We start from the raw sequence: 25,518 nt of genomic DNA, 5'->3' as shown, positions 1-25,518 counted from the left end.
AGCCGTCTTCGTCAAGGGAGCTCGCATGGCCCGCCTCGCCCAGACCGCTGGATTGACCGACATCCAGCGCGAGATCCTCTCCACGGTCAAGGACTTCGTGGACAAGGAGATCATCCCCCACGCGCAGGCGTTGGAGCACGCGGACGAGTACCCCGCGGACATCGTCGCCGGGATGAAGGAGATGGGCCTGTTCGGGCTCACCATCCCGGAGGAGTACGGCGGCCTCGGCGAGTCGCTGCTCACCTACGCGCTGGTCGTGGAGCAGATCGCGCGTGGCTGGATGAGCGTCTCGGGTGTCATCAACACCCACTTCATCGTCGCGCACATGATCAAGCAGCACGGTACCGAGGCGCAGAAGCAGCACTTCCTGCCCCGCATGGCCACCGGCGAGGTCCGCGGCGCGTTCTCGATGTCCGAACCCGACCTCGGCTCCGACGTCGCCGCCATCAAGACCCGCGCGAAGCGTGACGGTGACGACTACGTCATCGACGGCGCCAAGATGTGGCTGACCAACGGTGGCTCCTCGAACCTCATCGCGCTGCTCGCGAAGACCGACGAGGGCGCGGACAAGCCGCACCAGAACCTCACCACGTTCCTCATCGAGAAGCCCGAGGGCTTCGGCGAGGTCGCCCCCGGCCTGACCATCCCGGGCAAGATCGACAAGATGGGCTACAAGGGCGTCGACACCACCGAGGCCGTCTTCGACGGCTACCGGATCGGCGCGGACAAGGTCCTCGGCGAGGCCCCCGGCAAGGGCTTCTCGTACATGATGGACGGCGTCGAGGTCGGCCGGGTGAACGTCGCCGCCCGCGCCTGCGGCATCGCGATCCGCGCGTTCGAGCTGGCCGTGGAGTACGCCCAGCAGCGCCACACCTTCGGCAAGGCCATCGTCGAGCACCAGGCCATCGCCTTCAAGCTCGCCGAGATGGCCACCAAGGTCGAGGCCGCCCACCTGATGATGGTCAACGCCGCCCGCCTGAAGGATTCCGGCGAGCGCAACGACGTCGAAGCGGGCATGGCCAAGCTCATCGCCTCGGAGTACTGCTCCGAGGTCACCCAGGAGTCCTTCCGCATCCACGGCGGCTACGGCTACTCCAAGGAGTACGAGATCGAGCGCCTCATGCGTGAGGCGCCGTTCCTGCTGATCGGCGAGGGCACCAGCGAGATCCAGAAGACGATCATCTCCCGCGGTCTCCTGCGCGACTACAAGTCCCGGGGTTAGTCAAGGACGTTTGCGCTGACCAGCCGCGACCTAAGGCGCGTTCTGTGGGTTGATCGGTGTGTCAGGTTCGGCGTGTCGGTGGGTGGGACGAAGGTGCCCCTGCGCAGGCTGGTGATTGCTGAAGATCGCCGACCTGCGAGGGGCCTTGTCATGTTGCCTGCTGAGGATCTGTTCGTCCACTGCTACGTCCTTGTCGACGACCTGATCAAGGGTGGGGTGGTGCTCATCCCGCCACGTCCTGGTCCGGCACCGGCCTGCACCGACGCCGAAATCATCACGATCGGGCTGGTCAGGCATGTGATGGGTCGGCGCAGCGAGTCCGGGTTTCTGGCTGAGATCCGCCGGGAATGGCCGCTGCTGTTCCCGGCGCTGCCTCACCCGAGCGAGGTCAATCGCCGCACCCGCTGGCTCTATGGGGCCTACGAACAGATCCGCCAGGCCGTGCTCGGCGCCGTCCCGGCCGATGACTGGGGCCAGATCGACACCTCGGCGCTGCCGGTCACACACCCAAGCCGGGTCCGTGGCCCGGACTCCTGGACCGGGCCCAACGAGCTGTGCGCCCGCTTCGGCCGCGACGCCGCACACGGCGAGTGGTTCTACGGTTTCCGCCTCGCGGTGCGCACCGACCTGGGTTCGCGGCTGGTCCGGTCCTGGGCGATCGTGCCCGCAACAGTGAACGAACGCGCCCTGGTCCCCGACCTGATCATCGGCGCCGAGCAACTCGTCGGCCTACTCAACGACAAGGGCTTCAACGGCCGCGCCTTCACCGAATCACTTGCCGCACAAGGCATCACGAACCTGGTACCACCGACAAAAACCGAACGAAAGACCATGCCGCCTGTCCTGCAAAAGATCATCGCCCAGTGGCGCAACCGCGTCGAAACCACCTTCCGTGAACTCACCGACACCATGGAACTAGCCCGACACGGCGCTCACACCTTCCACGGCCTGCTCACCCGCACCGCCGCCACCATCGCCGCCCACACCATCGTCCGGGTAGCCCTACCGACAAACTGAACCCACAGAACGCGCCTAAGGGGACCGGGACGTCGCTGGATCACGGTGCCCACCTTCGGCACCGTGATCCAGCGACGTGACCAAGCGTTGAAATTTCGGGGAGGCGGGCGAGCCCGTTCCGCGTCCCGGGTTCGCTCAGGGCGGCGAACATTGGCAGGATGGGGGGATGACCGGTGCGTTTTCGGGCTCTGGACGCTCGAACCAGGGCCTGCCCAAGGTGCCCACTCCGCCGAGCGGGTGGCCCATCGGCTCGTACGGCACCTACCAGGAGGCCCACCGCGCGGTGGAGCATCTGGCGGGCAACGACTTCCCCGTCGAGGAAGTCACCATCGTCGGCGTCGACCTGATGCTCGTGGAGCGAGTGATCGGGCGGCTGAGCTGGCCGAAGGTCCTCGGCACCGGCGCGCTCTCCGGCGCGTGGTTCGGCCTGTTCGTCGGGCTGCTCCTGGGCCTGTTCAGCCAGCAGCAGGCGTCTTTCGCCCCGATCCTCGTGGGGTTGTCCGCCGGTGTGGTGTTCGGCCTGATCTTCGCCGCCGTCGGCTACGCCAGCACCCGCGGCCGCGGCCGCGGCCGTGAGATCGCCTCGGCCACGCAGCTCGTCGCGGGCCGCTACGACGTCCTCGCCCAGCCCCGCAACGCCGAGAAGGGCCGCGACCTGCTGGCCAAGCTCGCCATGGGGCCCGGGGGAGCGCTCAGCTAGCAGCCCGTCCGGGAACGTTGACCGGGTCTCGATATGCCCACGGCGCCGCTGCCCGTGTTACCGGATCAGCCAAGTGCATCCAGTACGAGCCACTGTCCAATTTGGACGCTAAGCTGCGAGTGCGGATGAAACTTGACCTACGCCTGTTGCCCCTGTGGATAGCCGTTTGCGCCGATTCCGCCATGGGTGGACCCTGAACCAGTCGGACGTTTCAGCGTGAAGCGTCCCGGGGACCAGGGGAAACGCACATGCGCACGCTCATTCGCGCGGCTCTCGCCGCGCTGCTCACTCTGTCCACTGTGCTCGGTCTGAGCACCCTCGCCACAGCCGACCCGATCCCGTGCGACAGCGGTGAGCTCTGCCTGTGGGCCGAACCGACCTTCGCCGGCCCTCGGGCTGTCATGACCCTGTCGAACACCAACCCGGAGGAATGCGTGCCGGTGCCCGACGGTGTCGAGGGACGCTCCTTCGTGAACCGCCTGAGCAGGCCCGTCACCGTCTACCAGGACGCCGACTGCGCCTCCGAGGGCGAGTTCGACACCTATCCGGGTCGAGGGACCTACGTGCCGGACGCACCGTTTGTCGTTCGGGCGGTGCAGATCTGGTTCAGCTGACGCCCACGCGCACCGCGAACCCACGCGGTGCGGCAGGGTGGATGCCGGGTCGTCATAGGTGCCAGGGGCAGGCTTGATCGCGAGGCTGACCACCCCTGCCCATCCCCCTGGCCGATGCGGCAACCAGCGACGGCGAGCGACGGCACACACCGCCGTGCGTCACCGGCGGTCGCGGAGGGCGGTGATCACCTCATCGTCCCAGCGGTGGGTGCGGATCAGGCGGTAGCGCTCGGCGCTCACCCACAGGTACGCCTCCGCCTCGGTCTGTGTGCTGATCATCCCCGCCTGCCGGAGGAGGGCGACTACGGGGACGAACTCCTCGGTGTACCACCGGGCCGCGACGGTGGCGCGGTCGAGGAAGGTGTGCTCGTCCTGCATGAGCCGGAAGCCCCAGGCCTCCACGGCTTCCGAGAGCTTCGCGTAGTCCCACGGCGCGACGAGGTTGATGGCGGTGCGGGCGTCGCCGCGTAGGGGGACTCGGTCGAGGAAGATCCGGCGGTAGTCCTTGACGATCAGGTCGCCGCGGTACCGGATCCCGTCCGCCTGCACGCGGGTGACGATCTCGGTGACGTAGGCGTCGATGGTGCGCAGGTTGAGCGCGTGCGCCACCGACACCCGGTGGTGCCCGTCCACGACGAAATGGAGATCGCCTATGCGATAGACCTCGATCGGCGGTATCGCCTCGCCTCTGCGCTGCGCCCGGGCAAGGCGTTCCCAGCGGTCGCGGGCCCGGCCGGACGTCGGGCGGAACCTGCGGTCGAAGTCGCGGGTGCGGTCGACGCTGCCGATGATCGAGTCGAGCGGGATCACCTGCAGCCCCAGGCGTTTCTCGCCTTTGCGGCCCAGCGCGGCGACGACCTCGTCGAACGGCAGCATGATGTTGACGTCGTCGGGTTCGCGGCGCAGCCAGGCTGCGAGGCGGGAGAGGACTTGGCGCCTGCGCATGCGGAGGAAGTCGTTCTCCGCGTCGGCGTGGGTGAACCCGGTGTCACGCGCCATGGTCCGGCTCCGGGATGTCGAGGATGCGGTATCCGACGGTGTTGATCACCCGGGTCTCGCCGAGTGTGCGGTCGGGCACGGGCTCGCCGTGCGGGTGGATGTGGCCGTGCAGCAGGACGCTGGGCCGCAGCGCGTGCACGGTGGTGTGCAGGCACTCGAAGCCGCGGTGTGGCCGGTCCTCGCGGTCGCCGAGGTGCCTGGGCGGCGAGTGGGTCAGCAGCACGTCGACACCGCGGCCGTCGCGCATCCGGCGCCAAGCGGCGCGGCGGCGCAGGGCCCGGGCCCTGCGCGCCATCTGCCGTTCGGTCCACTGGTTCGGCCCGCCGCTGTAGCGGATCGACCCGCCCAGGCCCGCGATCCGCAGCCCGGCGACGTCGGCGACCTGGCCGTCGACGTTGATCGCACCCGCGGGACCAGGCCATTCGACGGGCTGGCCACCGCTTGTCCACAGCCCGTGCGACGACTTGTAGCCGCTGAGGTCGATGTCGTGGTTGCCTGGTACGAACACACACGGTCGGTTGAGCGCGTCGGAGAGGAACTCGAGGTAGTCGAACGGCAGGTCGCCCGCGGCGAGCACGAGGTCGACCTCGTGGCCGCGCACCCGAGTGGTCCACAGGTGGTCCACGACCTCGTCCGCCACCGCGAGCACCTTCGGCATCGTCCGAGCGTACGTCCGATCAGGTATCAATGTGCCGCCGCGAAACGAGAAGCATTTCGGGGGAACGGTTCTTTCCCGCGTCGCGTCGGACAGTTAGCGTGATCATCGGATGCGATCGTCCAGCGGACGGTCGTTCAGTCACGGGTGCGGTGGCCAGGCCTGCCACCGAGGGGAGTTCGTGGGATGGGCAGTGGGCAGCAGGCGGGGGACCGGTACGTCACCGGTGACGTGAACTGGGAGTCCTATTCGCTGGAAGATCTGGTCGCCATGGTCGCCCAGAACGCCAGCGCCCCCCAGTTGGAACGCCTCGCCGACGACTGGCGAGCCGCGGGCACCGAGGTCGCCGACGCCGCGGCGGTGCTGGCGACCGCGCTCGATGAGCTGATGCGGTACTGGTCCGGTGCGGCCGCCGAACAGGCCCGCGCCGACGTCGCGCTCAACGCGCAGTGGGTGGGCGACCTGGGGGAGACCGCCCACCAGATCGGCGACCCGGTCCAGGAGGCGGCGGGCGCGCTGAAAGCCGCGCAGGACGCCATGCCTGCGATCCCGCCCGCGCCGCCCGTGGACCCGGCCCTCGCGGTGGACGCCGCCGAACGCGGTGCCATCGCGGGCGGACCGATGGCCGCCGCGATCAACGCCACCGCCGCGGGCGCCGACAGCGCCTTCGCCGCCCAGCAGGAACAAGCCCAGCTCAAAGCCGTGGCGGTGGAGGCGATGCGCCGCTTCGAGGGCGCCGCCCTCGGCATCGACGCCGCGACACCCCGGTTCGAGGAACGCGAAACGGAACTGCGCCCCCGCCCGGACACCCCGAGCGTCCCGCAGCCGCCTGGCTGGGTTCCGACCATGCCGGTCTCCTACGTGACGGACGTCGAACTCCGCTGGCTCGAACTCACCGGCGGTAACTCCGGCACCACAGCCCAATCCCTCGACAGCACGAGTTCGTCCGGCGGTGGTGGCGGTGGTGGCGGCGGTTCCGGCGGGGGTGGCGGCTACGGCGGAGGCGCAGGAGCCGCTGTGGGCGCGGGCGCGGGCGGCGCCGCGGGCGGCCCCATCGCGCGCGGACCGCTGCGGTCCGGTCAGCAGACCGGCGTCACCGACTCGTTCCAGAACCCGGTCAAAGCCGCCACCGCGGGCCCCGCACTGCACGCCGCCCCATCGACCGGCCACGGCGCCATGGCGGGCGGCATGCCGATGGGCGGCATGGGCGCGGGCGCGGGCGCGGGCCAAGGCGGCGACCAGGGCGAACACCGCAGGCGCTACCCGTTCGACGCCGACGACCCGTTCGCGTTGGAACAGAAGGCATCGCCGCCGGTGATCGGCCTGTAGGCGCGGAGATGACTAGACACAACGATGCCGGTCATGGGATCGCCACAGGCGTGCGGGGATAGGGGACGACATGCGAGAAGAACTCGAACGCCGGTCGCTGATCGAGGAACGGCTGGCAGGCTCGGCGATGCTCGCCCCCGAGGCCGCGGACACCCCGCCGCCGCCGATGCCCACCCCGCAGCCGCCGCCGATGCCTGCCCCCGCACCTCCGCCGGAGCCCGCACCCGCACCCGCGCCGCCGCCCGCACCGGAGCCCGCGCCGCCGCCCGCACCGGCACCCGCGCCGGCACCCGCACCGGCACCCGCGCCGGAGCCCGCGCCGCCGCCCGCACCCGCACCCGCGCCTTCGCCGGAGCCCGCGCCCGCACCCGCGCCTTCGCCGGAGCCCGCGCCCGCACCGCCGCCGAGCGTTCCCGGGCCACCGGTTGACACGGCACAGCCGTCGCCGCTGCCCGGTGAGCCTGTCCCAGGGCCTGGCGGACCTTCCCCGCAGCCGATTTCCGGTCCGCCGCCCGGCGCCACGCAGCCGTTGCCGTTGCCCGGGGGTTCCGCGCCCGTCCAGGTGCCGCCACTGAGCCCGGGCCAACCCGGCCCCGCGCCGGGCGAGCCCGGTGCCCTTCCCGCGCCACTGCCCGACCTCGGCAAGCCCACGCCGCCACCCGGCACCCCGGCCGACCCACCCCCGGCCCCCACCCAGCCGCCCGGAAACCCGCCCCCCGGAACCCCGACCGACGGAACCCCCGCCGCCGGAACCCCCGCCGCCGGAACCCCACCCCAAGGAGGCACCCAGCCGCCCACCCCGACCGAGCAGTCGCCCGGCTACTGGGATGTCGACACCGACAAACTCACCGGCTTCGCCATGGCCGTCACCTCCGCCCGATTCGGCCTCGCCGCCGTGCAGACACGGGTCGAGCGCATGCAGGGCGACGAGTACACACCCAAGCTCGGGACCAGTCCGGTCGGGCAGCAGCTGGCCAAGAAGTTCGACGACCGACTCAACGGCGAAGCGGGCCTGCGCGGTCTGCTGGCCGAGGCGATGCGGCGGATGGACCAGTTCATCGAGAGCGCCGAGAAGGTCCGCGACACCTACCGCGAAGCCGAGGCCGACGCCGAGCAGTCGATCAACCGGGCGAGCGAGGGATGACCGCGCCCACCCGCCAGGGCACCTGGCTGCAGCCCGCCGAGGTCGACCTGCTCTGCACCTTCGCCGAGGTCTCGCCCCCGTTCCCGCTCACCGTCCGCTCTCACGGCGCGACCGCCGATGAACGCCGGGACGCCTTCCGCACCGCTCGCGCCGAGTTGTCCGCCCGCGGTCTGGCCGACCACCGTGGCCCGCAGGGGCTCGCCGCGGGCTTCGTCAGCCTGTTGCGCGACGGTGTCGGTTCGCTGGACATGATCGCGGCTCGCCGCGGCGGGGTGCGTCGGGTGCTGGTGCTGACCAGGCGCGATCAGGCGTTGGTGGCCCGGCAGGACAGCGGGGACGCGGCGGTTCAGCTGCTGGCGCTGTCCACCCACGACGCGGTCGAGCACCTGATGCGCATGGTGCCCGACCAGCCCCCGGCCATGGCGGCCCCGTTCAGCCTGCCGAGGCGGGCGGTCGACCACGCCCACCGGGAGATCCTCGCCGCGACCGACCGCGACGGTGCCCCGCGCAGGCTCTCGCCCGACGAGTTCGACCGCGTCCTTCGGCGCCACGGCCTCGACGACGGCACCGTCCGCCGGATGGCCACCCACCTGCAGCCGGTGCTCGGCAACGGCCAGGCAGGCATCGCCGTCAAGCGCGGGTACGCCGAGGCGTGGACCCGCTCCGGCGAGGAACTGCGCTGGCTGGACACCGCACGCGGCCGTTTCCGCATCGCGGGCGGCGAGCAGGCCGACTGGATGAGCGTCAATCCCCTACCCCGCGACGACCTCCGCACCGAGCTACGCACCTTGGCGCAAAGACTCTGGCACTAGTCCGCCCGCCCGCCGCAACCTAAGGGGACCGTGACGACAGCCGACCACGGTTACCACCGAACGCATGATCGGACAGAAGTGACCCAAACCTTAAATTTCGGGGAGGCGGTACCGTGACGGTCGGAAACGATGGTTCGGGGAGGCGCTGACGCATGATCGACGTCGAACAGCTGGTCCGCCGGGTCAAGCATCAGGCCGAGCAGGCCGCCGCCGCGCGCGCCGCCGCCGAGCAGGACCGCAGACGCCGCCGCGAGACCGACGACACCTACGTCACCGGCGGCGTCCACTGGAACGGCTACAGCCTGGAAACGCTGCAGCGCATGGTCGGCGACCAGGCCAACCCGAGCCAGCTCGACATGCTCGCCGACGAGTGGGCCCGCCACGGCGACCGCATCGGCCGCGCCTCGAAGGACCTGTCCCGCTCACTGAACCGCCTCATGGACTTCTGGTCCGGCGCCGCGTCGGAAGACGCCTCCCGCACCGTGGTCGCCAACGCCGCGTGGGTCTCGGAGATGGCGGCGACGGCCAAGAGCATGGCCGACCCGATCCAGGACGCGGGCGGCGCGCTGCGCTCCGCGCAGGACACGATGCCGGGCAAGCCGCGCAGCGCCTGGTACGCGACGGCCGGTGGCGGCGCGGCGGCCGGGTTCGCCGTGGGCGGTCCGGTCGGCGCGGCCTTTGGTGCGGCGCTGGGCGGCATCGCCAGCGCGTTCGGCTTCGGCAGCAACAAGAAGAAGCTCAAGCGCAAGGCCGTGCAGACCATGCAGCGGTTCGAGGCCGCGGTCCTCGGCATCGACGGCTCCACCCCGCGGTTCGGTGGCCCGGCGACCGGCGTCAACCCCGGCCCTGGCCCCGGCGCGACCCCGCCGCCGAGCGTCGGCACGCCCGGCCCCGGCGTCACCGTGCCAGGCGGCCCGTCACACCCGGGCTGGAACGGCGGCGCCCCACCCGTGGGCGGCACCACCCCGGCCTTCGCGCCCCCGTTCGGTTCCGGCTGGGAGGGGCGCTGGCAGGGCCTGACCGGCTACGGCGGCGGCAACGCGGGCTTGGGCGCGGGCGGCCTCAACGGCTTCGGGGCGGGCGCGTTCGGCTTCGGCGCGGGTGGGCTCGGCACCGGCCGCGGCGGCCTCGGTGCCGGACCGGGCGCCGGCGTCCGCGGCGGCGCCAACGGCCGGGGCGGCCGGGCGGGCGCGGGACGCTTCGGCAGGCTTAACGGATTCGGTGACGCGGCCCGCGGCATGGGCGGCGCGGGGGGCGCGGGCGGACGCAAGGAAGAAGACAGCGAACACCGCAGGCGGGTCCCGATCGAGGAAGACCCGTTCGCCATCACCGACTTGAAGTCCGCACCACCGGTGATCGGGCTCTAACGGAGAGGAACACCCATGTATGTCGATGAGCCAGGCCCGATCGGGAACTTCGACGGCGCCAACGGCTGGCAGGTCGATCCCGCGCAGGTCCGCGAGTTCGCCGCCGCGGTCGAGGACGTGCGCGCCGACCTCGACGCGATCATCGCCGAGGTCGCCGACCTGAGTTCCCCGGCGTTCCAGCCGATGCTGGGCACCAGCCCCGTCGGCCAGGAGCTGGCGGAGAAGTTCAGCGACCGGCTCGGCTCCGAATCGGGGCTGCGCGGGCAGTTGGAGACCGCCCTGCAGCGGATGGAGGAGTTCGTCGCGAGCGCGGAGCGGACCGCCGCCGGCTACCAGGAAAGCGACGAGCACGCCGCCAAGCGGTTCCCGAACACCTGATGGCCGAGGCCGCCCTGCACCCGGTCGAAGTCGACCTGCTGTGTGTCTTCGCCGAGGTCGAGGCGCCGTTCCCGATCGACGTCCCCGCATCCGGGCAGAGTGACATCGAGCGCGGCGTGCTGTTCTCCGGTGCGGCGCAACAACTCCGCGACCGCGGCCTGGCCGACGAACGCGGTCCGCTCGACGTTGCCGAGGAGTTCGTCTACCTCCTGCGCGCCTGCACGGGCGTGGTCGACCTGGTCGTGCTCAGCGACGACCGCAAGCTCTCCGCGGCCGTCCTCACCGCCCACGACGAAGCCCTGATCGTCGTACAGGACAGCGCCGACCCTAACGGTATGATCCGCCTGCGCGCGGCCACCCTCGACGACGCCATCGGCAAGCTGGAACGCATGGTGCCGCGGGTCGATGCCCCGCTGACCGCGCCGTTCAGCCTGCCCCGCCGCGCGGTCGAGTCCGCGTTCGAGGCGATCCTGGCCGAAGCACCGAAACCGTTGGCACAGAACGAGATCGAGCGGATCCTCGCGGCCAACGGGCTCGACGACCGGGTCGCTCGCCGGATGGTGTCGCACCTGCAGCCCGTGCTCGGCAGCGGCCAGACCGGTGTCGCCAAACGCGACGACACCGAAGACCAGTGGCGCCGCGCGTGCGAGGAGATCCGGTGGATCGACACCACCCGCGGCCGCTACCGGCTGGCAGGCGACGCGGACTGGATGAGCGTGAACCCCTTGGGAACAGACGACTTCCGGGCGGCCTTGCGGGCCATGGCGGGTTCGGTCAGGGCGTAGGCGGCATCTCCGCGATGAGCGCCGTCACGACCGCGATCCAGGTGATGATCGTGGCCAAAAGCCAGAACTTGAGGTTGGTGAGCAGCCGGGTCATGGCGGAACCTCCCATCGGGGAAGCGGGCGGGGGGACCTGGGTGTCGCTGGAGCCGGAAAGGCCTCCAGCTAAAGCCATCGGTTCTTGCGGAAGATTCGATACAAGACGAGACAAGCCGTGAAGATCACGACCATCACCAGCGGGTACCCGAACTTCCACTTGAGCTCGGGCATGAAGTCGAAGTTCATCCCGTAGACGCCGACCACCATCGTGGGCACGGCCACGATCGCCGCCCACGAGGTGATCTTGCGCATGTCCGAGTTCTGCTGCAGCGTGATCTTCGCCAGCGTGGCGTCGAGCAGGGTGGTGAGCAGCTCGTCGAACGCCCCCACCCGCTCCGACACCGTCGTCAGGTGGTCGTCGACGTCGCGGAAGTAGGAGCGCACCTCGTCCGGGATCAGCGGCGAGCAGCCCTCGGCGAGCCTGCGCAGCGGGTTGGCCAGCGGCATGACCGCGCGGCGCAGTTCGAGGATCTCCCGCTTCACCAGGTACATCTGCTCCGCGCCGACCGGGTTGCGCGGCGCGAAGACGGCGCGCTCGAGGAGATCGATGTCGTGCTCGAACGCCTCGCTCACCGCCAGGTAGCTGTCGACGATCCGGTCGGCGATGCCGTGCAGCACGGCGGCGGGCCCGGCGCTGAGCCGCTCCGGCGAGCGCTCCAGCTCCTCACGCAGATCGTGCAGGCCCGAATGCGCGCCGTGGCGGACCGTCACCACATAGTCCTTGCCCAGGAACGCCATGATCTCGCCGGTCTCGACGATCTCGTTGGCCGTCGTCGGCGACTCGTGCTCCACGTAGCGGACCGTCTTGAGCACGATGAACAGGTTGCTCTCGTAGCGGTCGAGCTTGGGCCGCTGGTGCGCGTGCACCGCGTCCTCGACGGCCAGCTCATGCAGCCCGAAGGTCTCCGCGACACCCTGGATCTGCTGGGCGTCGGGCTCGTGCAGACCGATCCAGACGAAGCCCTCGCCCCGCGCGCGCACCTCGGCGACGGCGTCGGAGTGCGTCCAGCGGCCAGGCAGCCGCTTGCCGTCGACGTACACCGCGCAGTCGACGACGTACGCCGACTGCCGCGCCGGGGTCTGGGCCCGCGGCGCGGTGACGGGGTTGCGGCCTCTGCGGCCGCCGAGCGAGGGAATGAAGGCCATCGGGGTCTCCAGGTGCTCCCGCCGTCAACACGGCGGACCGGACGACCTATCGCCGCTCCGGTGACGGAGCGTCCCTGCCGGACCCGCGGAACCTGCCGTCAGCGGCGGATTCCTCCGGAGGGGACGCGGGTACTACTGCAACCTGTCGCGCTTTCATGACCATGCGGGTCGCCCATGTGCGTCCTCACCTCCTCGCGGCCGGTGGTGAGCCGGGCCGAATGCCCACGCCCACCAGGGCGACAGCGTACCTCCTCAGTCCGACCATTCGATGTTCAGGGATGCGCGATCACGCGCGGTGCACTCCCTCACACATCGGTTGCACCACCGGCCCGCGCGCCGTACACAGTTGTCTACTCGGCGGCCTACTCGCCGGTCACTTACTTGGAGGAACAGTGCAGTTCGGTCGGTACTACGAGGAGTTCGAGGTCGGCGCGGTCTACAAGCACTGGCCGGGCAAGACGGTGACCGAGTACGACGACCACCTGTTCTGCCTGCTCACGATGAACCACCACCCGCTGCACATGGATGTCAACTACGCCGAGAACACCACCGATTTCGGCAAGAACGTCGTGGTCGGCAACTACATCTACTCCCTGCTGCTGGGGATGTCGGTGCCCGACGTGTCCGGCAAGGCGATCGCCAACCTGGAGGTCGAGTCGCTGCGCCACGTGAAGCCGACGTTCCACGGCGACACCATCTACGGTGAGACCGAGGTACTCGACAAGACCCCGTCGAAGTCCAAGGATGATCGCGGCGTCGTGTACGTCGAGACGCGCGGCTACAAGCAGGACGGGACCGTCGTGTGCATCTTCCGCCGCAAGGTGATGGTGCCCAAGCAGTCCTACGGCGACGCGCGCGGCGGCGAGCAGCCCGGCAGGCCTGAGCCCAAGGCGTAGAAGAGCAAGACGGAGGAGCCCGTGACCGTGTCGCTGGAGGAGATCAGGCAGCGGTTGCGGCGCTTCGCCGAGTCGGAGGCGGCGGGCGTCTCCCCGCTCTACGAGCACCTGGCCGCCCGCGCCGCCGATGACGACGCCGTCGCCGGGCTGCTGACTTCCGCGCAGCCCGGTTTCGGCCACCCGACCCTGCTGCTGGCCGCTGTGCACCGCGCGCTGCAGGCCGAGCCGTTCCACGAGCTGGTGAACTATTACCCGTCGATGGGTGGCACCTACGGTCTCGACGCCGGTACATGGCCGCTGTTCCGCGCGTTCGTGGTCGAGCGGTCGGAGAAGATCCGCGCGCTGATCGCCGCGCACACCACCCAGACCAACGAGGTCCGCCGCGCCGCCCTGCTCTACCCGGCCGTCGCGCTGGCCGCCAAGCAGGCCAAGGCCCCGGTCGGCCTGCTTGAGGTGGGGTGCAGCGCGGGCCTGCTGCTCGACCTCGACCGCTACGCCTACCGCTACCAGACCGAGCAGGCGGGCCAGGTCGTCGCGGGCCCGGCGAAGACCGCGCTGGGGCTGCACTGCGCGCTCGAACTCGCCCCCGGCGCCACCTTGCCCGCCATACCAAAGAAGCTCGCCGTGGCCGCCAAGGTGGGCCTGGACCGAAACCCGGTGGACCTCGGTGACGAGGACGCCGCGGCGTGGCTGGAGGCCTGCATCTGGGCCGACCAGCCCGAGCGGCAGCGGCTATTCAGCACCGCGGCCGCCATGCAGCACAAGAATCCGCCGGAACTGGTCAAGGGCGACGCCGTGGCCGACCTCGCGTCGGCGGCGGCCAGGGTCCCGGTGGACGTGCCACTGGTCGTGATCACTTCCACCGTGCTCACTTACCTGCCCGAGGGCGAACGGGCGGCCTTCGTCACCGCGCTCGCCGGGCTTGCGGAGACCCGGCCGCTGTGGTGGGTCAGCAACGAGGGCTACGCCGCGGCGCTCACTAATGTGCTGCCCGGGCGTGACGACCTTGTCACCGCCGAGAGTGAAACGGCGCTGGGCGTGCTGGGCCTTACGACGTGGGCCCAGGGGCGTCCGGAAGCGGTCGCGCTGGCGCGCACCTCGCCGCACGGCGAGCGCCTGCTCTGGCTGGCCTGACCTGCGCTAACGAGGTAGCGCACCCCACCCGCGAAGAGTGTCCGAAAGCTGCTCGACAAGATCGTTACCGGCATCGAGTGTGGTGAATGTCGCAAGGTCGATCCATGCTGCCTCAAGGGCGTCATCACCGGCGCGAAGATCACCGTCCGTAACCGAACAGGCGTAGTCATAGATCACGTACACCCCCTTGGGGCCCTTTCGCTCCACTACGCCGATCAGGTCCCCGACGATCACCGTTAACCCAGTCTCCTCCTGGAGTTCACGAATCAGCGCGACGTCGTCGGCCTCGCCGGATTCGACCCTCCCTCCAGGTAGGGACCACTGGCCGCGACCGGGATCGTTCGCCCGCCGAATGAGCAGAAGGCGGCCGGAGGAGTCACCGACAATGCCTCCGACACACCGGATTCTCCCGTTTGGACCATCGCTCATAGCTACAGAGCGTAGCCGTGGTTCTTCGGTAACGCTCCGCATTGACCCAAGCGCGGGACACCCCTCCCGGACGGGCTCCGCGTGCGGTACAACGGTTTTCAACAAGGCCACTTCGGGTGCGGACGGAACGGGGTAGATCGCAGTGGACGTCAAGAAGGTAATGATCTTGACTGGGGCAGCGTTGCTCGTCTTCTTCCTGGTGACGCAGCCGGTGCAGTCGGCAGGCATCGTGAACTCGATCATCCAGACGCTCAGGGAGGGCGCCGAAGCGGTGATCACCTTCGTTCGTACTGTTTTCTCCGGCTGAGCCGGGTAGCGTCGAACCATGTTCGCGCCCCGAGACCCAGACGAGTACTTGCTGGACTCCGAACGCCGGGTCATCCGGGTGCGCAGGCACTGGGCGAGCCTGGTCTGGGAGGTCTTCGAGGCAGTCGCGCTCCTCGCGATCTGCGTCATGGTCTCCTACCTGCTCCCGCCCGCGGCGTGGCTGGTGCAGAACATCCTCTGGTACGTCGCTCTGGCCGTCGTGCTCCGCTTCACCTACCAGGTCATCGACTGGTGGGTGGAGCGCATCGTGGTCACCGACAAGCGGTTCATGATGACCACGGGGGTCATCACGACCCGAGTCCTGATGATGCCGATCGGCAAGGTCACCGACTTGACGTACAAGCGCACGGCGATGGGCCGCGTCTTCGGCTACGGCACGATGGTCGTCGAGTCCGCGGGTCAGATCCAGGCACTCAACAACATCGAGTACCTGCCGCGGCCGGAACAGGTCTACGACGCGATCTCCGAGCTCGTCTTCGGCGACAAGAAGGCGGCCGCGGAGCGGTTCTCGATGATCAAGGCGCAGCGGATGGCGCAGGGCAAGCGCAAGGCAATGAAGGGGTGACCCGCGTCATCGTCCACACTGACGCAGGTGCGGATCGACCTTCACTGCCACTCCACTGCCTCTGACGGCACCGACAGCCCGGCCGAGCTGATGCAGGCGGCCGGGCGGGCGGGCTTGGACGTCGTCGCCATCACCGACCACGACACGACGGCCGGGTGGGCCGAGGCCGCCGCCGCGCTGCCGTCCGGTCTGCGTCTCGTCCGCGGCGCGGAGCTGACCTGCGTGTCCGAGGACGGCCGCGGCGACACGTGCACCGTCCACCTGCTGGCCTACCTGTTCGATCCCCTGGCCGAGGCCGTGGTGACCGAGTACGCCCGCACCCGCGCGGAGCGACGCGCCAGGCTGCACACCATGGCCGCCCGCATGGCCGCCGACGGCTACCCCGTCGACCCGCACACGCTGCTGGGCGCCATCCCCGACGATGTCCCCGCGGGCCGCCCGCACCTCGCGCAGGCCCTGGTTCGCGCCGGGATCGTCGGGTCGGTCACCGAGGCGTTCACCAAGCTCCTGCACGGCCGCGACGGCTACTACGTGCCCAGCAACAAGACCCCGGTCCGCGACGCGATCGACATGATCAAGGCGGCGGGCGGGGTGACCGTGCTGGCCCACGGCTTCGCGCACCGCCGCGGCCCGACGATCAACGCGGCCGTGCTGGCCGACCTCGCCCGGCACGGTCTCGACGGCGTCGAGATCGACCACCCCGACCACGATGAGCAGTCGCGCGCCGAGTTGCGGTCCCTGGCGGTCGAGCACGACCTGGTGGTCACCGGCTCCAGCGACTACCACGGCACCAACAAGACGATCGCGATCGGCGCGGAGACCACTGCGCCCGCCATGCTGGACGCGATCGCCGAACGCGCCACCGGCGCCAAGATCCTGGAGGGCTGATGAGCTGGTTCGACGTCCAGATCTTCACCCACGCGCTGATCACCCTGCTGGTGATCATGGACCCGCCGGGCACGATCCCGGTCTTCCTGAGCCTCACGGGCCGCAAGACGAAGGCCACCAGGCTGCGCGCGGCCCGCCAGGCGGTGCTGGTCTCGCTCGGCGTGATCACCCTGTTCGCCATCGGCGGCGAGGCGATCCTGTCCTACCTCGGCATCGGCATCCCCGCGCTGCAGGGCGCGGGCGGGCTGCTGTTGCTGCTGATCGCCCTCGACCTGCTCACCGGCCGCGGCATGACCGAGCCGGAAGCGGTGGAGGACGTCAACATCGCCTTGGTGCCGCTGGGCACCCCACTGCTCGCCGGACCTGGCGCCATCGCCGCGACAATCGTCTTCGTCCGCCAGGCCGACACCGACGGCGGCGGGGGCGGCTACGTGGCCGTCGGCGCGGCCATCGTCGCGGTGCACCTGATCCTGTGGCTGTGCCTGCGCTACTCCGGCGTCGTCATCCGGATCATCAAGGACAGCGGCATCCTGCTGCTGGCCAAGATCGCCGGCCTCCTGCTTGCCGCCATCGCCGTGGAACTGATCGCCAACTCGGTAAAGGGCTTTATTTCCGGTTGAGCAAGGCGTCCAGGGCTTCCTGGGTGCGGACGATGGCGGCGGTGCCGTCGTCGTGGATCACGATGGGGCGCTCGATCAGCGCCGGATTCGCGGCCAGCACGGCGATCCACTGGGCACGGTGGTGGGGGAGGTCGGCGAGGCCGAGTTCCTTGGCCGGCGGCTCCTTGAGCCGGGTGATGTCCCATGGCTCCAGGTTCAGCTTGACCAGCACCTCTTCGATCTCCGCCGCGGTCGGCGGGTCTTCGAGGTACCGGCGCACGGTGTGCTCGGCTCCCAGCCCGCCAAGCGCGACCTCGGCGGTACGGGACTTGCCGCATCGGGGGTTGTGCCAAATTTCCACAACCCCGATTGTGCCCGGCGCGGGGAGTGTCGGTGCTACTGCGTACGGTGTTGGTCGTGCAGGGCCAGTTGGGGTTTGAGAGCATGCCGCGAAAGCTGATCAAGGTCACGCCGTCGCGGCTTTCGGTGTGGGCGGACTGCCCGCGCCGGTTCCGCATGGCGTACATCGACCGTCCCACGCCGCCGCGCGGTGGGCCGTGGGCGCACAGCACGCTGGGCGCGGTGGTGCACAACGCGCTCAAGGCGTTGTTCGATCTTCCGGTGGGCAAGCGGACGCCCGATGCCGCGGCGGCGTTGGTGGGCACGCACTGGAAGGACGACGGGTTCGCCGGGTCCGAGCAGGCGGCCACCTTCCGCGAGCGCGCCGCGGGCTGGGTGCACGACTACGTCGCCGATGCCGACGTAGACCACGACCCGGTCGGCCTGGAGCGCTGGGTGTCCGCCCCGGTCGGCACGATCGTCGCCGAGGGCCGGGTCGACCGCATCGACCAGCGTGACGGCGAACTGGTGATCGTCGACTACAAGACCGGCAAGCACGCGTTGACCACCGACGACGCCCGCGGCTCGCAGGCGCTCGCCCTGTACGTCCTGGCGGCCCGCCGCACGCTGCGCAGGCCGTGCACCAAGGTCGAGCTGCACCACCTGCCGTCGGGCACCGTGTCGTCCTGGGAGCACACCGACGAGTCCCTGGCCCGCCACCTCCGCCGTGCGGAGGAGTCGGCCGACGAGTTCCAACTCGCGACCGACACGCTCAAGGCGGGCGGCGACCCGGAAGTGTTGTTCCCACCCACCCCGGGCCGCCAGTGCTCGTGGTGCGACTTCCGCCGCAACTGCGACGACGGCCGGGCGGCTGGACCGCAGATCGAGCCATGGGCGATGCTGGCCCCGTGACCGGCCCGACCGACCGTTTCCCGCACTCGGACCCTCGCACGGCCCGACTCCCCACTGCCCCCGCCCAAACCGCCCCCGCGCACGCGGGGGCCGTGACGGTGCCGCTGTCCGCGGCGGCGCGCGATGAGTCGTCGCGCCCGGTGCGGCGCGGGCCGAACCGGGCGGGCCCGGGTGGCGGGCACGGCGGATCCGAGGGCTTCCCGCCGGACGCCGCGCCGGGCGACTACCCGACAGAACCCTTCGATCGACCCAAGACAGCCGACGACGAGCCCAGGCCTCCCGGCTTCTGGCGCGAGCTGTCGGGCGCGCTCACCCTTGGCCTGTGTGTGCTGGCGTTCGTGGTCGTCGGGCTTCAGGTGCTCGCCTCGTCCAAGGGCATACCCGGCCCCGGCATCCCCATCGTCCTGGGACACGCGGTCGCCGCGGTCGCCGCCGTGGTCCTGCAGCGCCAGGCGGACCGCCGCCGAGGTGCGGTGGCCGCACTGCCGGTCCTGCTGGTCGCCGCCATCACCGCGGCCACAACCTGGTTCTTCTGGTGGTCCTGACCCATCCGCGAGTCGCCCCTCCAGGCAACCGAATTCACCATTCGGGCAAGTGAGTTCAACACTCAGGCAAGTGAGTTCAACGTTCGGGACGCATGCAGTTGCCGCACGTGCGCGGCCAAGCGTGGAATCCACGTGCCGAATGTCGAACTCACTTGCCTGAGTGTTGAACTCACTTGCCCGAATGGTGAATTCGGTTGCCTGGAGGGGCGACTCGCGGGCTAGGGGAGCCAGGTTTGCCAGGTGGGCAGGAGGGTGGCGAGGAGGTCGGTGGGGTTTTCCAGGGCGGGGGAGTGGGCGGCGCCGGCGATCATGCTGAAGTCGGCCTCCAGCCGGTCGGCCATGTCCCGCTGAGCCGAGGGTGACCAGGCGTCGTCCTCGGCGCCGCAGACCACCAGGCAGGCGGTTCCGCGGGCGCGCAGGGTGCGGGCGAGGTCGCCGACCAGGTCGGGCTCGCCGCGCAGGCCGGTGCCCATGCCCACCAGGGCCGCGACGCTGTTGCGCAGGAACCGGTCGCGCAGGAACACCCGCTGCTCGGCGGGCATGTTCTGCCAGCGCGGGTTGCTCGCGTTCAGCTTCTCCAGCACGTCGTGCGTGGGCCCGATCCCGTGCTGGTGCAGGATCGGCTCCGCCAGCTCCAGCACGGCCCGCCGCCCACCCGACGGCAGTTCACCCGGCCCCGAGCTGAGCAGCGTCAACCCGACGACCGGCGCCCCCGCGAGCACGGCCCGACGGGACACCAGGCCGCCGTACGAGTGGCCCATGAGCACCACGGGCCGACCTTCGGCGGCGAGCTTGCCGATCAGCTCCGCCACGACCTGGCCCAGCGGCGCGGGCAGGAACGATGCCTCGTCGGCCGGACCGGGGGAGTCCTGCTGACCTGGCAGATCGATGGCGACGACGTCGAATCCGGCGTCGGCGATCGGGTCCAGCAGCGGGGCGAAATCCTCTTTGGACCCCGTGTAGCCGGGCACCAGCAGCGCGATCGGGCCCTCACCGCGGATGCGCAGGGCGCCGATGGGTCCGTAGGGCCCGGGCAGGTCGGCGCGGACGGCCCGGTGCGGGCTCAGCTGCGAGTGCATGAATCGAGTGTGCCGCGCGCGGCGGTCAGTGCAAAGCCACGAGGGTCGTGCCGCGCTGTTCGAGCACGACCGGACCGATGGAGCTCATCGTGACGATGCCCGTGTGGTTCGCCCGGTCGACGGGGATCCGGCCGACCTCCTTGCCATCGGCCTGGCTCACCACCGCGATGGCGTCCTTGACCGGAAGCAGTGCCCGCCCGGCGAAGACGGTGCCGGGGCCGATCGTGTCCTTGATTGTCCACAGAGGACGAAGCTCGGTCGCCGAGACGACGACCGTGCGCGACCCGCTGAACCAGTGGAACGCCCCCGTGGCCTTCGTCACCGGCGACGCCCGGCCGGGCGGGTCGGCGCGCAGGTCGTCGGGACCGAGGTCGAGGTCGTAGGTCGCCGTCTGGGCGCCCTCGGCGCCGTAGACGACCAACCGGTTGGGCGAGGGCATGGCGACCGCGGTCAGGTCGTCGTTCATCGCGACGATCTGGGCCGACTCGCTGCCGAGCACGCTGCTCAGCACCTCGACCGGCTTGTCGGCCTCGTTGTCCTTGCCGGTGGCCTTGTAGACCGTCAATCGGGCCGCCGCGTCGTTCGGGCAGCGCTCGATGACGGCGATCTTGTTCGACGCCGCGTGGGCGGACTTGTACGTGCAGCCCGTGCGCGGCTGCTTGTCCGCGTTGACCATCGCCGGGATCTGGCCGTAGTCCATCGTCTCGACGAGGTCGGAGCGCACGCTCGTGAGCAGGCGCTCGCCCGTCGCCGTCAGGTAGACGCCGTCGCCGATCAGCCGGGTGCCGAGTTCGGCGTCGCTGTTGCGCTGCTTTTCGCGCTTGCCGCTCACAGGTTCGAGCGACGTCATCTCACTGCAGCCGCCCGCGTGCCGCGGATCGCTCTCGGGCAGCGCGTTCTCGGTCGTGCGGTAGAGCGCCACCGCGTTGCGCCACTGCGCGCTGACCGTGCACAGCTCCAGGTCGCGGCGGTACGTCCAGCGGACGTCCCCGGTCTCCGGGTCGCGTCCGGCCACCTCGCCACCGCGGCCGGTGACCACCGTCGGCCCGGCGACTACCGGCTCCGGGGTGGCTGGGCTCTCCGCGCGCCAGACCTCGCCGAGGGACGGCGGGAAGAACTCCGGCGCCGCGGGCTCCTCGTACTGCCGCTCCGTGGTGATCGAGGTCGTGGCCCGCAGATCGCTCTTCTGCCACACGACGACGACAGCCACCACGAGCGCGACGACGATCAGGCCGATGGCCGCGTAGTCGCGCTTGCGGGTGAACCTGGTTCGCGGCGCGCGCGGCGGCGGGACGTCCCCTTCGAGAACGTCCTCGCTGCCCACACCGTCAGAGTCCGCGGAAGTCACGGACGCTAGTCTGCCGCGCCCGATGTGTCGTTGGCGTTCGAACTCGCGTCCGCGCCGACCTCGGCGCCGGAACGCCTGCGCCTGCGACGCGCCCGCGCGGGCTTGTCGTCGGTGCCGCCGGTCTCGGCCGGAGCCGCCTGCTGCGCCTCGCCCGTGGCCTCCACGCCGGATCGCCTGCGCCTGCGGCGCGGCCTGCTTGCGCGGTCCTCGGACTCCTCACCCGACGTGCGGGTGGCGGCGTCCTCACCGCCCGCGCGGCCACGCGAGGACGAGACCCGGGTGGTGCGGACCGGGGCGGCGCCGCGGCCGCGGCCGGGACGCTTCTGGCCCATGTCCTCCTCCGGCTCGGCGTCGAGGCCCGCGCGGGTGCGCATGGCCAGCGGCAGCCTGCCGGTGGAGGCCTGGGGGATGCCGAGGTCGCTGAACAGGTGCGAGGAGGTCGAGTACGTCTCCACCGGCTCCGGCATGTTGAGCCCGAGGGCGTCGCTGATGCCCTTCCAGCGGGGCTCGTCGTCCCAGTCGACCAGGGTGATCGCCACGCCGGTCTTGCCCGCGCGGCCGGTGCGGCCGATGCGGTGGACGTAGGTCTTCTCGTCCTCGGGGCACTGGTAGTTGATCACGTGCGTGACATCGGTCACGTCGATGCCGCGCGCGGCGACATCGGTGCAGACCAGGACGTCGACCTTGCCGGAGCGGAACGCGCGCAGCGCCTGCTCGCGGGCACCCTGGCCGAGGTCGCCGTGCACGGCGCCGGCGGCGAAGCCGCGCTCGGTCAGCTCGTCGGCGACCTTCTGCGCGGTGCGCTTGGTGCGGGTGAAGACCATGGTCAGACCGCGGCCATCGGCCTGCAGCGAGCGGGCCACGACCTCGACCTTGTCCAGCGAGTGCGCCCGGTAGGCGAACTGCTCGGTGCGCTCGTGGGTGGCGCCCGCGTCGTTCTCCTCGGCCCGGATGTGCGTGGGCTGGGTGAGGAACGTGCGCGCCAGGGTGATGATCGGGCCCGGCATGGTGGCCGAGAACAGCATCGTCTGGCGCTTGTCCGGGACCATGCGCAGGATGCGCTCGATGTCGGGCAGGAAGCCCAGGTCGAGCATCTCGTCGGCCTCGTCGAGGACCAGGCCGGACACCTTGCCCAGGATCAGGTCCTTGCGCTCGGCCAGGTCGAGCAGGCGGCCGGGCGTGCCGACCACGATGTCGACGCCCTTGCGCAGCGCGGCGACCTGCGGCTCGTACGGGCGGCCGCCGTAGATGGCCAGCACGCGCGCGCCGAGGTGCTTGCCTGCGTCCTTGAGGTCGTGGGTGACCTGCAGGCACAGCTCGCGGGTCGGGACCACGACGAGCACCTGCGGGGTGCCGTCGCCGGGGGTCTCCAGCCGCTGCAGCAGCGGGACGCCGAAGCCGAGGGTCTTGCCGGTGCCGGTGCGGGCCTGACCGATGAGGTCGTCGCCCGCCAGGGCCAGCGGGAGCGTCAGCTCCTGGATGGCGAAGGTCCGGATGATGCCCGCTTCGGTCAGCGCGCGGACGATCTCCTCGCGGACGCCGAGCTCGGCGAAGGTCGGTGCTTCTTCCTTCACCGGCGCGCCCGCGACCAGTGGGTGCGACGTGTCGGTCTCGGGAACGCCCGCGACGCTGTGGTCCAGCGTCACGGGGTCGAGATCGACGGCGTCGGCAGTGTTGTCAGTGTCGTGCGTCAGGGTGATCAGCCTCTCTCATACCAGCGCGCACCGCCCTGGACGGGCACTCGACCGCACCGGATTCCTAACGCCGGCGCAGGAGGCCCAAGAGGTATGCGCGCACCCTCACACTCGGTCCGCGGCGTGCTTCGCCACGAGTTTCCCGAGGTCCTCGTCAGCCCTGCGTCGCCTGCCGAGACGGCGGCGAGACACGGGCGTCCTGCCGAGTCTACCCGCGACGGTCGCCCGATACGCTGCCAACCATGGAGAACGCTGAGCCTGGGGTGTCCAAGGGCGTGTTGTCGGCTGCTGTAGTGGACCTGCTCGGCGTGCTGGCCTATGGCGAATTGTCCGCTTTCGACCGGATGTCGGAGGACGCCAGGTCCGCTCCGACGGTGGCCGGGCGGGCCGCGCTGTCGGCGATGGCCGCCGCCGAGATGGGGCACTACGCCAAGATCGAGAAGTTCCTGGCCGGGCACGGGGTGGAGATCGAGGACGCGATCCGCCCGTTCATCGCCCACATCGACACCTGGCACGCCTCGACCGCGCCCCGCTCGTGGCTGGAGTCGCTGGTCAAGGCCTATGTCGGCGACGGTCTGGCGGCCGACTTCTACCGCGAGATCGCGAACTGGCTCGACGAGGAGACCAAGGACCTGGTGCTTGAGGTCCTCGCCGACACCGGCCACTCCGCCTTCGCCGAGCGCGAGGTCGCCGCCGCCATCGAGCGCGACCGGACCGTGCGCGACCGGCTCGCCCTGTGGGGCAGGCGACTGCTGGGCGAGGCGCTGACGCAGGCCCAGTACGTGGTGGCCGAGCGCGACAGCCTGGCCGAGCTGCTCGTCGGCGGCACCGGCGACCTCGCTGGTATCGCCGTCCTGTTCCGCAAGCTGCAGCAGCAGCACGGCAAGCGCATGACCACCCTCGGCCTGGGCTGACCCGCGGACTCCCATGGCCACTATCCGGCACTTAAGCACCCAAGCCGAGGTGTGGTGTGGTCCTGGGCCGATTACGCGCGTGGTGAACGTCGCAGGCCCTGAGCGGTCCTCGGGACCGATCTCCACTAGCCTGCGATGGTGAAACAGTCGTATGACGCACGGAGGTCTGGCGTGGAGGTCAAGGTCGGTGTCGCGGACACCGCGCGGGAAATCGTCCTGAACAGCGCGCAGACTCCCGACGAGGTCGAGGCCAAGGTCGCCGACGCCCTGAAGGACCAGACGGGCAGCCTCGTGCTGCTCGACGACAAGGGCCGCCGCTTCGTGATCCCGTCGGCGCGCATCGCCTATGTCGAGATCGGCGGCGCCGACGCTCGCAAGGTCGGTTTCGCCCCCTGAGGGTTCCTGACATGACGATGGCCACCTTCCGCGAGGAAGGTGGCCATCGGCGTTTTGCGGCTCAGATGTCGGCGTGGTCCAGCGTGGTCTGCACGACGAACGGCGGCCTGCTGGTGCCCATGATCCGGTAGCGGTCCCACGGGTCCGGGTCGGACAGCTCGCCTTCGGCCTGCGCGCCCGGCGTGCGCAGCGTGGCTTTGGTCTTGCGACCGCCCACTGCCTCGGAGACCGCCGGGTCGGCGTCGATGCGGCCGTACCAGCGGTAATAGCCGTCGATCGGCTGGAAGTGGCCGCGCAGGGTGACTCGGACGTCGATCTCCTGCTCGCCGATCACCAGCGTCGCGGAGCCGGTGTAGCCGTCGTCCTCGGGATGTTCTTCAAGTGTGCTGTGTTCGTTCACGGAGTTGCTCCTAGCCCGCCGCGGTGTCGCTGTCGGCGGCGTCGCCGTTGGTCAGTTTCACGATCTTGTTGATGTCCAGCGGCTTGTGCGGGTCGATGTTGACGCCGTAGCTGCGCAGGGTGCCGTCGATCGCGGCCCAGATGGTCGTGGTCAGGTACTCGACGACCGCGTCGCGGCCCATCGTGCGCCGCTCCAGCCACCACTCGCCGACGTTCTGCACCATGCCGACGATGCCGTGCCCCCAGACCTCGGCGCCGCCGGAATCGATCTTGAACGCGCGCATGTAGTCGCCGAGCAGGCTCGACAGGGCGTTCGCGATGACCTCTTTGTCCTCGGCGACGATGTCCGCGTCGATCTTGCGGTCGGCGAACGTGCTGCGCACGAGCAGGCGGTAGAGGTTCGGGTATTCCTCGATGAACGAGAAGAACGCGTCGAGGCTCTTGCGGATGCGGGGCATCGGCGCCTCTTCGCGGTTCATCGCCGGGATGAGCCGCTCGAAGAGGATCTCGGTCGCCCGGTGGCCCAAGGCGAGGAACAGGTCCGCCTTGTCGGTGAAGTGGCGGTAGAGCACGGGCTTGGTGACCCCGGCCTCCGCCGCGACGTGCTCCATGGCCAGGTCCGGCCCGTGCGTCGCCAGCGCCCGCAGCGCGGCTTCGACGAACTCCTCCCGCCGGGCGGCGCGGTGTGATTTCCACCGGTCCCGCCGGGCGTCTCCGGAATCCGTCGAGCTGTGTCCCTTGACACGATCCGTCATGGATTGCATGCTACCAGAAGTAACTGTTACCTGCA

At 70.3% G+C, this 25,518-nt stretch carries 31 protein-coding genes; 20 read left to right on the top strand and 11 right to left on the bottom strand.

Annotated features, from left to right (window positions below; all coding sequences use genetic code 11):
• The first annotated feature begins 25 nt into the window (after positions 1-25).
• From ACUZ2Y_RS14870 to ACUZ2Y_RS14855, 4 genes are all read left to right on the top strand, one after another.
• Entirely contained in the window at positions 26-1,222 is a 1,197-nt protein-coding gene (locus ACUZ2Y_RS14870) for an acyl-CoA dehydrogenase family protein (protein WP_091378291.1), read from the top strand.
• A 150-nt stretch (positions 1,223-1,372) separates the two neighbouring features.
• Positions 1,373-2,239 carry a transposase gene (locus tag ACUZ2Y_RS14865; protein ID WP_476324065.1) on the top strand — a complete coding sequence of 289 codons (867 nt, stop codon included), beginning with the start codon at positions 1,373-1,375 and terminating at the stop codon, positions 2,237-2,239.
• 166 nt (positions 2,240-2,405) lie between these two features.
• Positions 2,406-2,939: a YflT domain-containing protein gene (locus ACUZ2Y_RS14860; RefSeq protein WP_476331357.1), complete on the top strand. Its 534-nt coding sequence runs from the start codon at positions 2,406-2,408 to the stop codon at positions 2,937-2,939.
• A gap of 248 nt (positions 2,940-3,187) precedes the next feature.
• Positions 3,188-3,553, top strand: coding sequence for a peptidase inhibitor family I36 protein (locus ACUZ2Y_RS14855; RefSeq protein WP_476331354.1), 366 nt, complete (start codon positions 3,188-3,190; stop codon positions 3,551-3,553).
• Between the two features lie 159 nt (positions 3,554-3,712).
• Here ACUZ2Y_RS14855 and ACUZ2Y_RS14850 read toward each other — a convergent pair whose 3' ends face one another.
• Positions 3,713-4,552, bottom strand: coding sequence for a chromosome partitioning protein ParB (locus tag ACUZ2Y_RS14850; RefSeq protein ID WP_476331351.1), 840 nt, complete (start codon positions 4,550-4,552; stop codon positions 3,713-3,715).
• Positions 4,542-5,210 carry a metallophosphoesterase family protein gene (locus tag ACUZ2Y_RS14845; protein WP_476331348.1) on the bottom strand — a complete coding sequence of 223 codons (669 nt, stop codon included), beginning with the start codon at positions 5,208-5,210 and terminating at the stop codon, positions 4,542-4,544. Before ACUZ2Y_RS14845 ends, ACUZ2Y_RS14850 begins: the two co-directional genes overlap by 11 nt.
• 183 nt (positions 5,211-5,393) lie before the next feature.
• Between ACUZ2Y_RS14845 and ACUZ2Y_RS14840 the strand changes: the two genes are divergently transcribed.
• Positions 5,394-6,536, top strand: a complete 1,143-nt coding sequence (locus tag ACUZ2Y_RS14840) for a hypothetical protein (protein ID WP_476331346.1) — start codon at positions 5,394-5,396, stop codon at positions 6,534-6,536.
• 12 nt (positions 6,537-6,548) lie between these two features.
• On the opposite strand, the gene ACUZ2Y_RS14835 is transcribed toward ACUZ2Y_RS14840, so the two are convergent.
• A complete protein-coding gene (locus tag ACUZ2Y_RS14835) occupies positions 6,549-6,968 on the bottom strand; it encodes a hypothetical protein (protein WP_476331343.1) in 420 nt (139 codons plus the stop codon).
• Positions 6,969-7,071: 103 nt separating this feature from the next.
• Between ACUZ2Y_RS14835 and ACUZ2Y_RS14830 the strand changes: the two genes are divergently transcribed.
• From ACUZ2Y_RS14830 to ACUZ2Y_RS14810, 5 genes are all read left to right on the top strand, one after another.
• On the top strand, positions 7,072-7,680 hold the full coding sequence (locus ACUZ2Y_RS14830) for a hypothetical protein (protein ID WP_476331340.1): 609 nt from the start codon (positions 7,072-7,074) through the stop codon (positions 7,678-7,680).
• Positions 7,677-8,492 carry an ESX secretion-associated protein EspG gene (locus tag ACUZ2Y_RS14825; protein ID WP_476331337.1) on the top strand — a complete coding sequence of 272 codons (816 nt, stop codon included), beginning with the start codon at positions 7,677-7,679 and terminating at the stop codon, positions 8,490-8,492. The genes ACUZ2Y_RS14830 and ACUZ2Y_RS14825 overlap by 4 nt, the downstream gene beginning before the upstream one ends.
• A 152-nt stretch (positions 8,493-8,644) precedes the next feature.
• Positions 8,645-9,859, top strand: a complete 1,215-nt coding sequence (locus ACUZ2Y_RS14820) for a WXG100 family type VII secretion target (protein ID WP_476331334.1) — start codon at positions 8,645-8,647, stop codon at positions 9,857-9,859.
• A gap of 15 nt (positions 9,860-9,874) precedes the next feature.
• Positions 9,875-10,237, top strand: coding sequence for a hypothetical protein (locus ACUZ2Y_RS14815; protein WP_091383424.1), 363 nt, complete (start codon positions 9,875-9,877; stop codon positions 10,235-10,237).
• Positions 10,237-11,022: an ESX secretion-associated protein EspG gene (locus tag ACUZ2Y_RS14810; RefSeq protein WP_476331331.1), complete on the top strand. Its 786-nt coding sequence runs from the start codon at positions 10,237-10,239 to the stop codon at positions 11,020-11,022. The genes ACUZ2Y_RS14815 and ACUZ2Y_RS14810 overlap by 1 nt, the downstream gene beginning before the upstream one ends.
• 162 nt (positions 11,023-11,184) lie before the next feature.
• Here ACUZ2Y_RS14810 and ACUZ2Y_RS14805 read toward each other — a convergent pair whose 3' ends face one another.
• Positions 11,185-12,264: a magnesium and cobalt transport protein CorA gene (locus ACUZ2Y_RS14805; RefSeq protein WP_476331328.1), complete on the bottom strand. Its 1,080-nt coding sequence runs from the start codon at positions 12,262-12,264 to the stop codon at positions 11,185-11,187.
• A 392-nt stretch (positions 12,265-12,656) separates the two neighbouring features.
• On the opposite strand from ACUZ2Y_RS14805, the gene ACUZ2Y_RS14800 reads away from it, so the two are divergent.
• Together ACUZ2Y_RS14800 and ACUZ2Y_RS14795 are read left to right on the top strand one after the other, a co-directional pair.
• Positions 12,657-13,160, top strand: coding sequence for a MaoC family dehydratase (locus ACUZ2Y_RS14800; RefSeq protein WP_476331325.1), 504 nt, complete (start codon positions 12,657-12,659; stop codon positions 13,158-13,160).
• Positions 13,161-13,181: 21 nt separating this feature from the next.
• Complete coding sequence (locus tag ACUZ2Y_RS14795; RefSeq protein WP_476331323.1) at positions 13,182-14,294, top strand: DUF2332 domain-containing protein; 1,113 nt, start codon at positions 13,182-13,184, stop codon at positions 14,292-14,294.
• Positions 14,295-14,300: 6 nt separating this feature from the next.
• On the opposite strand, the gene ACUZ2Y_RS14790 is transcribed toward ACUZ2Y_RS14795, so the two are convergent.
• Complete coding sequence (locus ACUZ2Y_RS14790) at positions 14,301-14,723, bottom strand: NUDIX hydrolase (RefSeq protein ID WP_476331320.1); 423 nt, start codon at positions 14,721-14,723, stop codon at positions 14,301-14,303.
• A 142-nt stretch (positions 14,724-14,865) separates the two neighbouring features.
• On the opposite strand from ACUZ2Y_RS14790, the gene ACUZ2Y_RS14785 reads away from it, so the two are divergent.
• The 4 genes from ACUZ2Y_RS14785 to ACUZ2Y_RS14770 are packed head-to-tail and all read left to right on the top strand — an operon-like array spanning position 14,866 to position 17,123.
• On the top strand, positions 14,866-15,030 hold the full coding sequence (locus ACUZ2Y_RS14785) for a hypothetical protein (protein WP_166657828.1): 165 nt from the start codon (positions 14,866-14,868) through the stop codon (positions 15,028-15,030).
• 18 nt (positions 15,031-15,048) lie between these two features.
• Positions 15,049-15,615 (top strand): PH domain-containing protein, encoded by a 567-nt coding sequence (locus ACUZ2Y_RS14780; RefSeq protein ID WP_476331317.1) that lies wholly within the window; start codon positions 15,049-15,051, stop codon positions 15,613-15,615.
• Between the two features lie 27 nt (positions 15,616-15,642).
• Positions 15,643-16,503 carry a PHP domain-containing protein gene (locus ACUZ2Y_RS14775; protein WP_476331314.1) on the top strand — a complete coding sequence of 287 codons (861 nt, stop codon included), beginning with the start codon at positions 15,643-15,645 and terminating at the stop codon, positions 16,501-16,503.
• Positions 16,503-17,123 (top strand): MarC family protein, encoded by a 621-nt coding sequence (locus ACUZ2Y_RS14770; protein ID WP_476331311.1) that lies wholly within the window; start codon positions 16,503-16,505, stop codon positions 17,121-17,123. The genes ACUZ2Y_RS14775 and ACUZ2Y_RS14770 overlap by 1 nt, the downstream gene beginning before the upstream one ends.
• Here the strand turns inward: ACUZ2Y_RS14770 and ACUZ2Y_RS14765 are convergent.
• Entirely contained in the window at positions 17,110-17,463 is a 354-nt protein-coding gene (locus ACUZ2Y_RS14765) for an ArsC/Spx/MgsR family protein (protein ID WP_476331308.1), read from the bottom strand. The genes ACUZ2Y_RS14770 and ACUZ2Y_RS14765 overlap by 14 nt on opposite strands.
• Before the next feature lie 83 nt (positions 17,464-17,546).
• Here ACUZ2Y_RS14765 and ACUZ2Y_RS14760 point away from each other — a divergent pair, with 83 nt between their 5' ends.
• Both ACUZ2Y_RS14760 and ACUZ2Y_RS14755 read left to right on the top strand, forming a co-directional pair.
• Entirely contained in the window at positions 17,547-18,353 is an 807-nt protein-coding gene (locus tag ACUZ2Y_RS14760) for a RecB family exonuclease (protein WP_476331829.1), read from the top strand.
• A complete protein-coding gene (locus ACUZ2Y_RS14755) occupies positions 18,350-18,898 on the top strand; it encodes a hypothetical protein (protein WP_476331305.1) in 549 nt (182 codons plus the stop codon). Before ACUZ2Y_RS14760 ends, ACUZ2Y_RS14755 begins: the two co-directional genes overlap by 4 nt.
• Before the next feature lie 218 nt (positions 18,899-19,116).
• Here the strand turns inward: ACUZ2Y_RS14755 and ACUZ2Y_RS14750 are convergent, their stop codons facing one another.
• Genes ACUZ2Y_RS14750 through ACUZ2Y_RS14740 form a run of 3 tightly spaced genes read right to left on the bottom strand, consistent with a single transcriptional unit; the run spans position 19,117 to position 22,971 of the window.
• Positions 19,117-19,977 carry an alpha/beta fold hydrolase gene (locus ACUZ2Y_RS14750; protein WP_476331302.1) on the bottom strand — a complete coding sequence of 287 codons (861 nt, stop codon included), beginning with the start codon at positions 19,975-19,977 and terminating at the stop codon, positions 19,117-19,119.
• 25 nt (positions 19,978-20,002) lie between these two features.
• Positions 20,003-21,325 carry an Rv3212 family protein gene (locus ACUZ2Y_RS14745; protein ID WP_476331299.1) on the bottom strand — a complete coding sequence of 441 codons (1,323 nt, stop codon included), beginning with the start codon at positions 21,323-21,325 and terminating at the stop codon, positions 20,003-20,005.
• A 5-nt stretch (positions 21,326-21,330) separates the two neighbouring features.
• Positions 21,331-22,971: a DEAD/DEAH box helicase gene (locus ACUZ2Y_RS14740; RefSeq protein ID WP_476331296.1), complete on the bottom strand. Its 1,641-nt coding sequence runs from the start codon at positions 22,969-22,971 to the stop codon at positions 21,331-21,333.
• A 290-nt stretch (positions 22,972-23,261) separates the two neighbouring features.
• Here ACUZ2Y_RS14740 and ACUZ2Y_RS14735 point away from each other — a divergent pair, with 290 nt between their 5' ends.
• Positions 23,262-23,933 (top strand): ferritin-like fold-containing protein, encoded by a 672-nt coding sequence (locus ACUZ2Y_RS14735; protein WP_476331293.1) that lies wholly within the window; start codon positions 23,262-23,264, stop codon positions 23,931-23,933.
• Between the two features lie 171 nt (positions 23,934-24,104).
• Positions 24,105-24,329, top strand: coding sequence for a DUF3107 domain-containing protein (locus ACUZ2Y_RS14730; protein WP_187223499.1), 225 nt, complete (start codon positions 24,105-24,107; stop codon positions 24,327-24,329).
• A gap of 61 nt (positions 24,330-24,390) precedes the next feature.
• On the opposite strand, the gene ACUZ2Y_RS14725 is transcribed toward ACUZ2Y_RS14730, so the two are convergent.
• Positions 24,391-24,729 carry a DUF4873 domain-containing protein gene (locus ACUZ2Y_RS14725; protein WP_476331291.1) on the bottom strand — a complete coding sequence of 113 codons (339 nt, stop codon included), beginning with the start codon at positions 24,727-24,729 and terminating at the stop codon, positions 24,391-24,393.
• Between the two features lie 10 nt (positions 24,730-24,739).
• The gene (locus ACUZ2Y_RS14720; RefSeq protein WP_476331288.1) at positions 24,740-25,492 is read right to left on the bottom strand and encodes a TetR/AcrR family transcriptional regulator; all 753 of its coding nucleotides are present in this window, start codon (positions 25,490-25,492) and stop codon (positions 24,740-24,742) included.
• Between the last annotated feature and the right edge of the window lie 26 nt (positions 25,493-25,518).

Source organism: Actinokineospora sp. UV203 (assembly GCF_056323665.1).
This window is presented reverse-complemented; position numbering and strand designations above follow the sequence as displayed.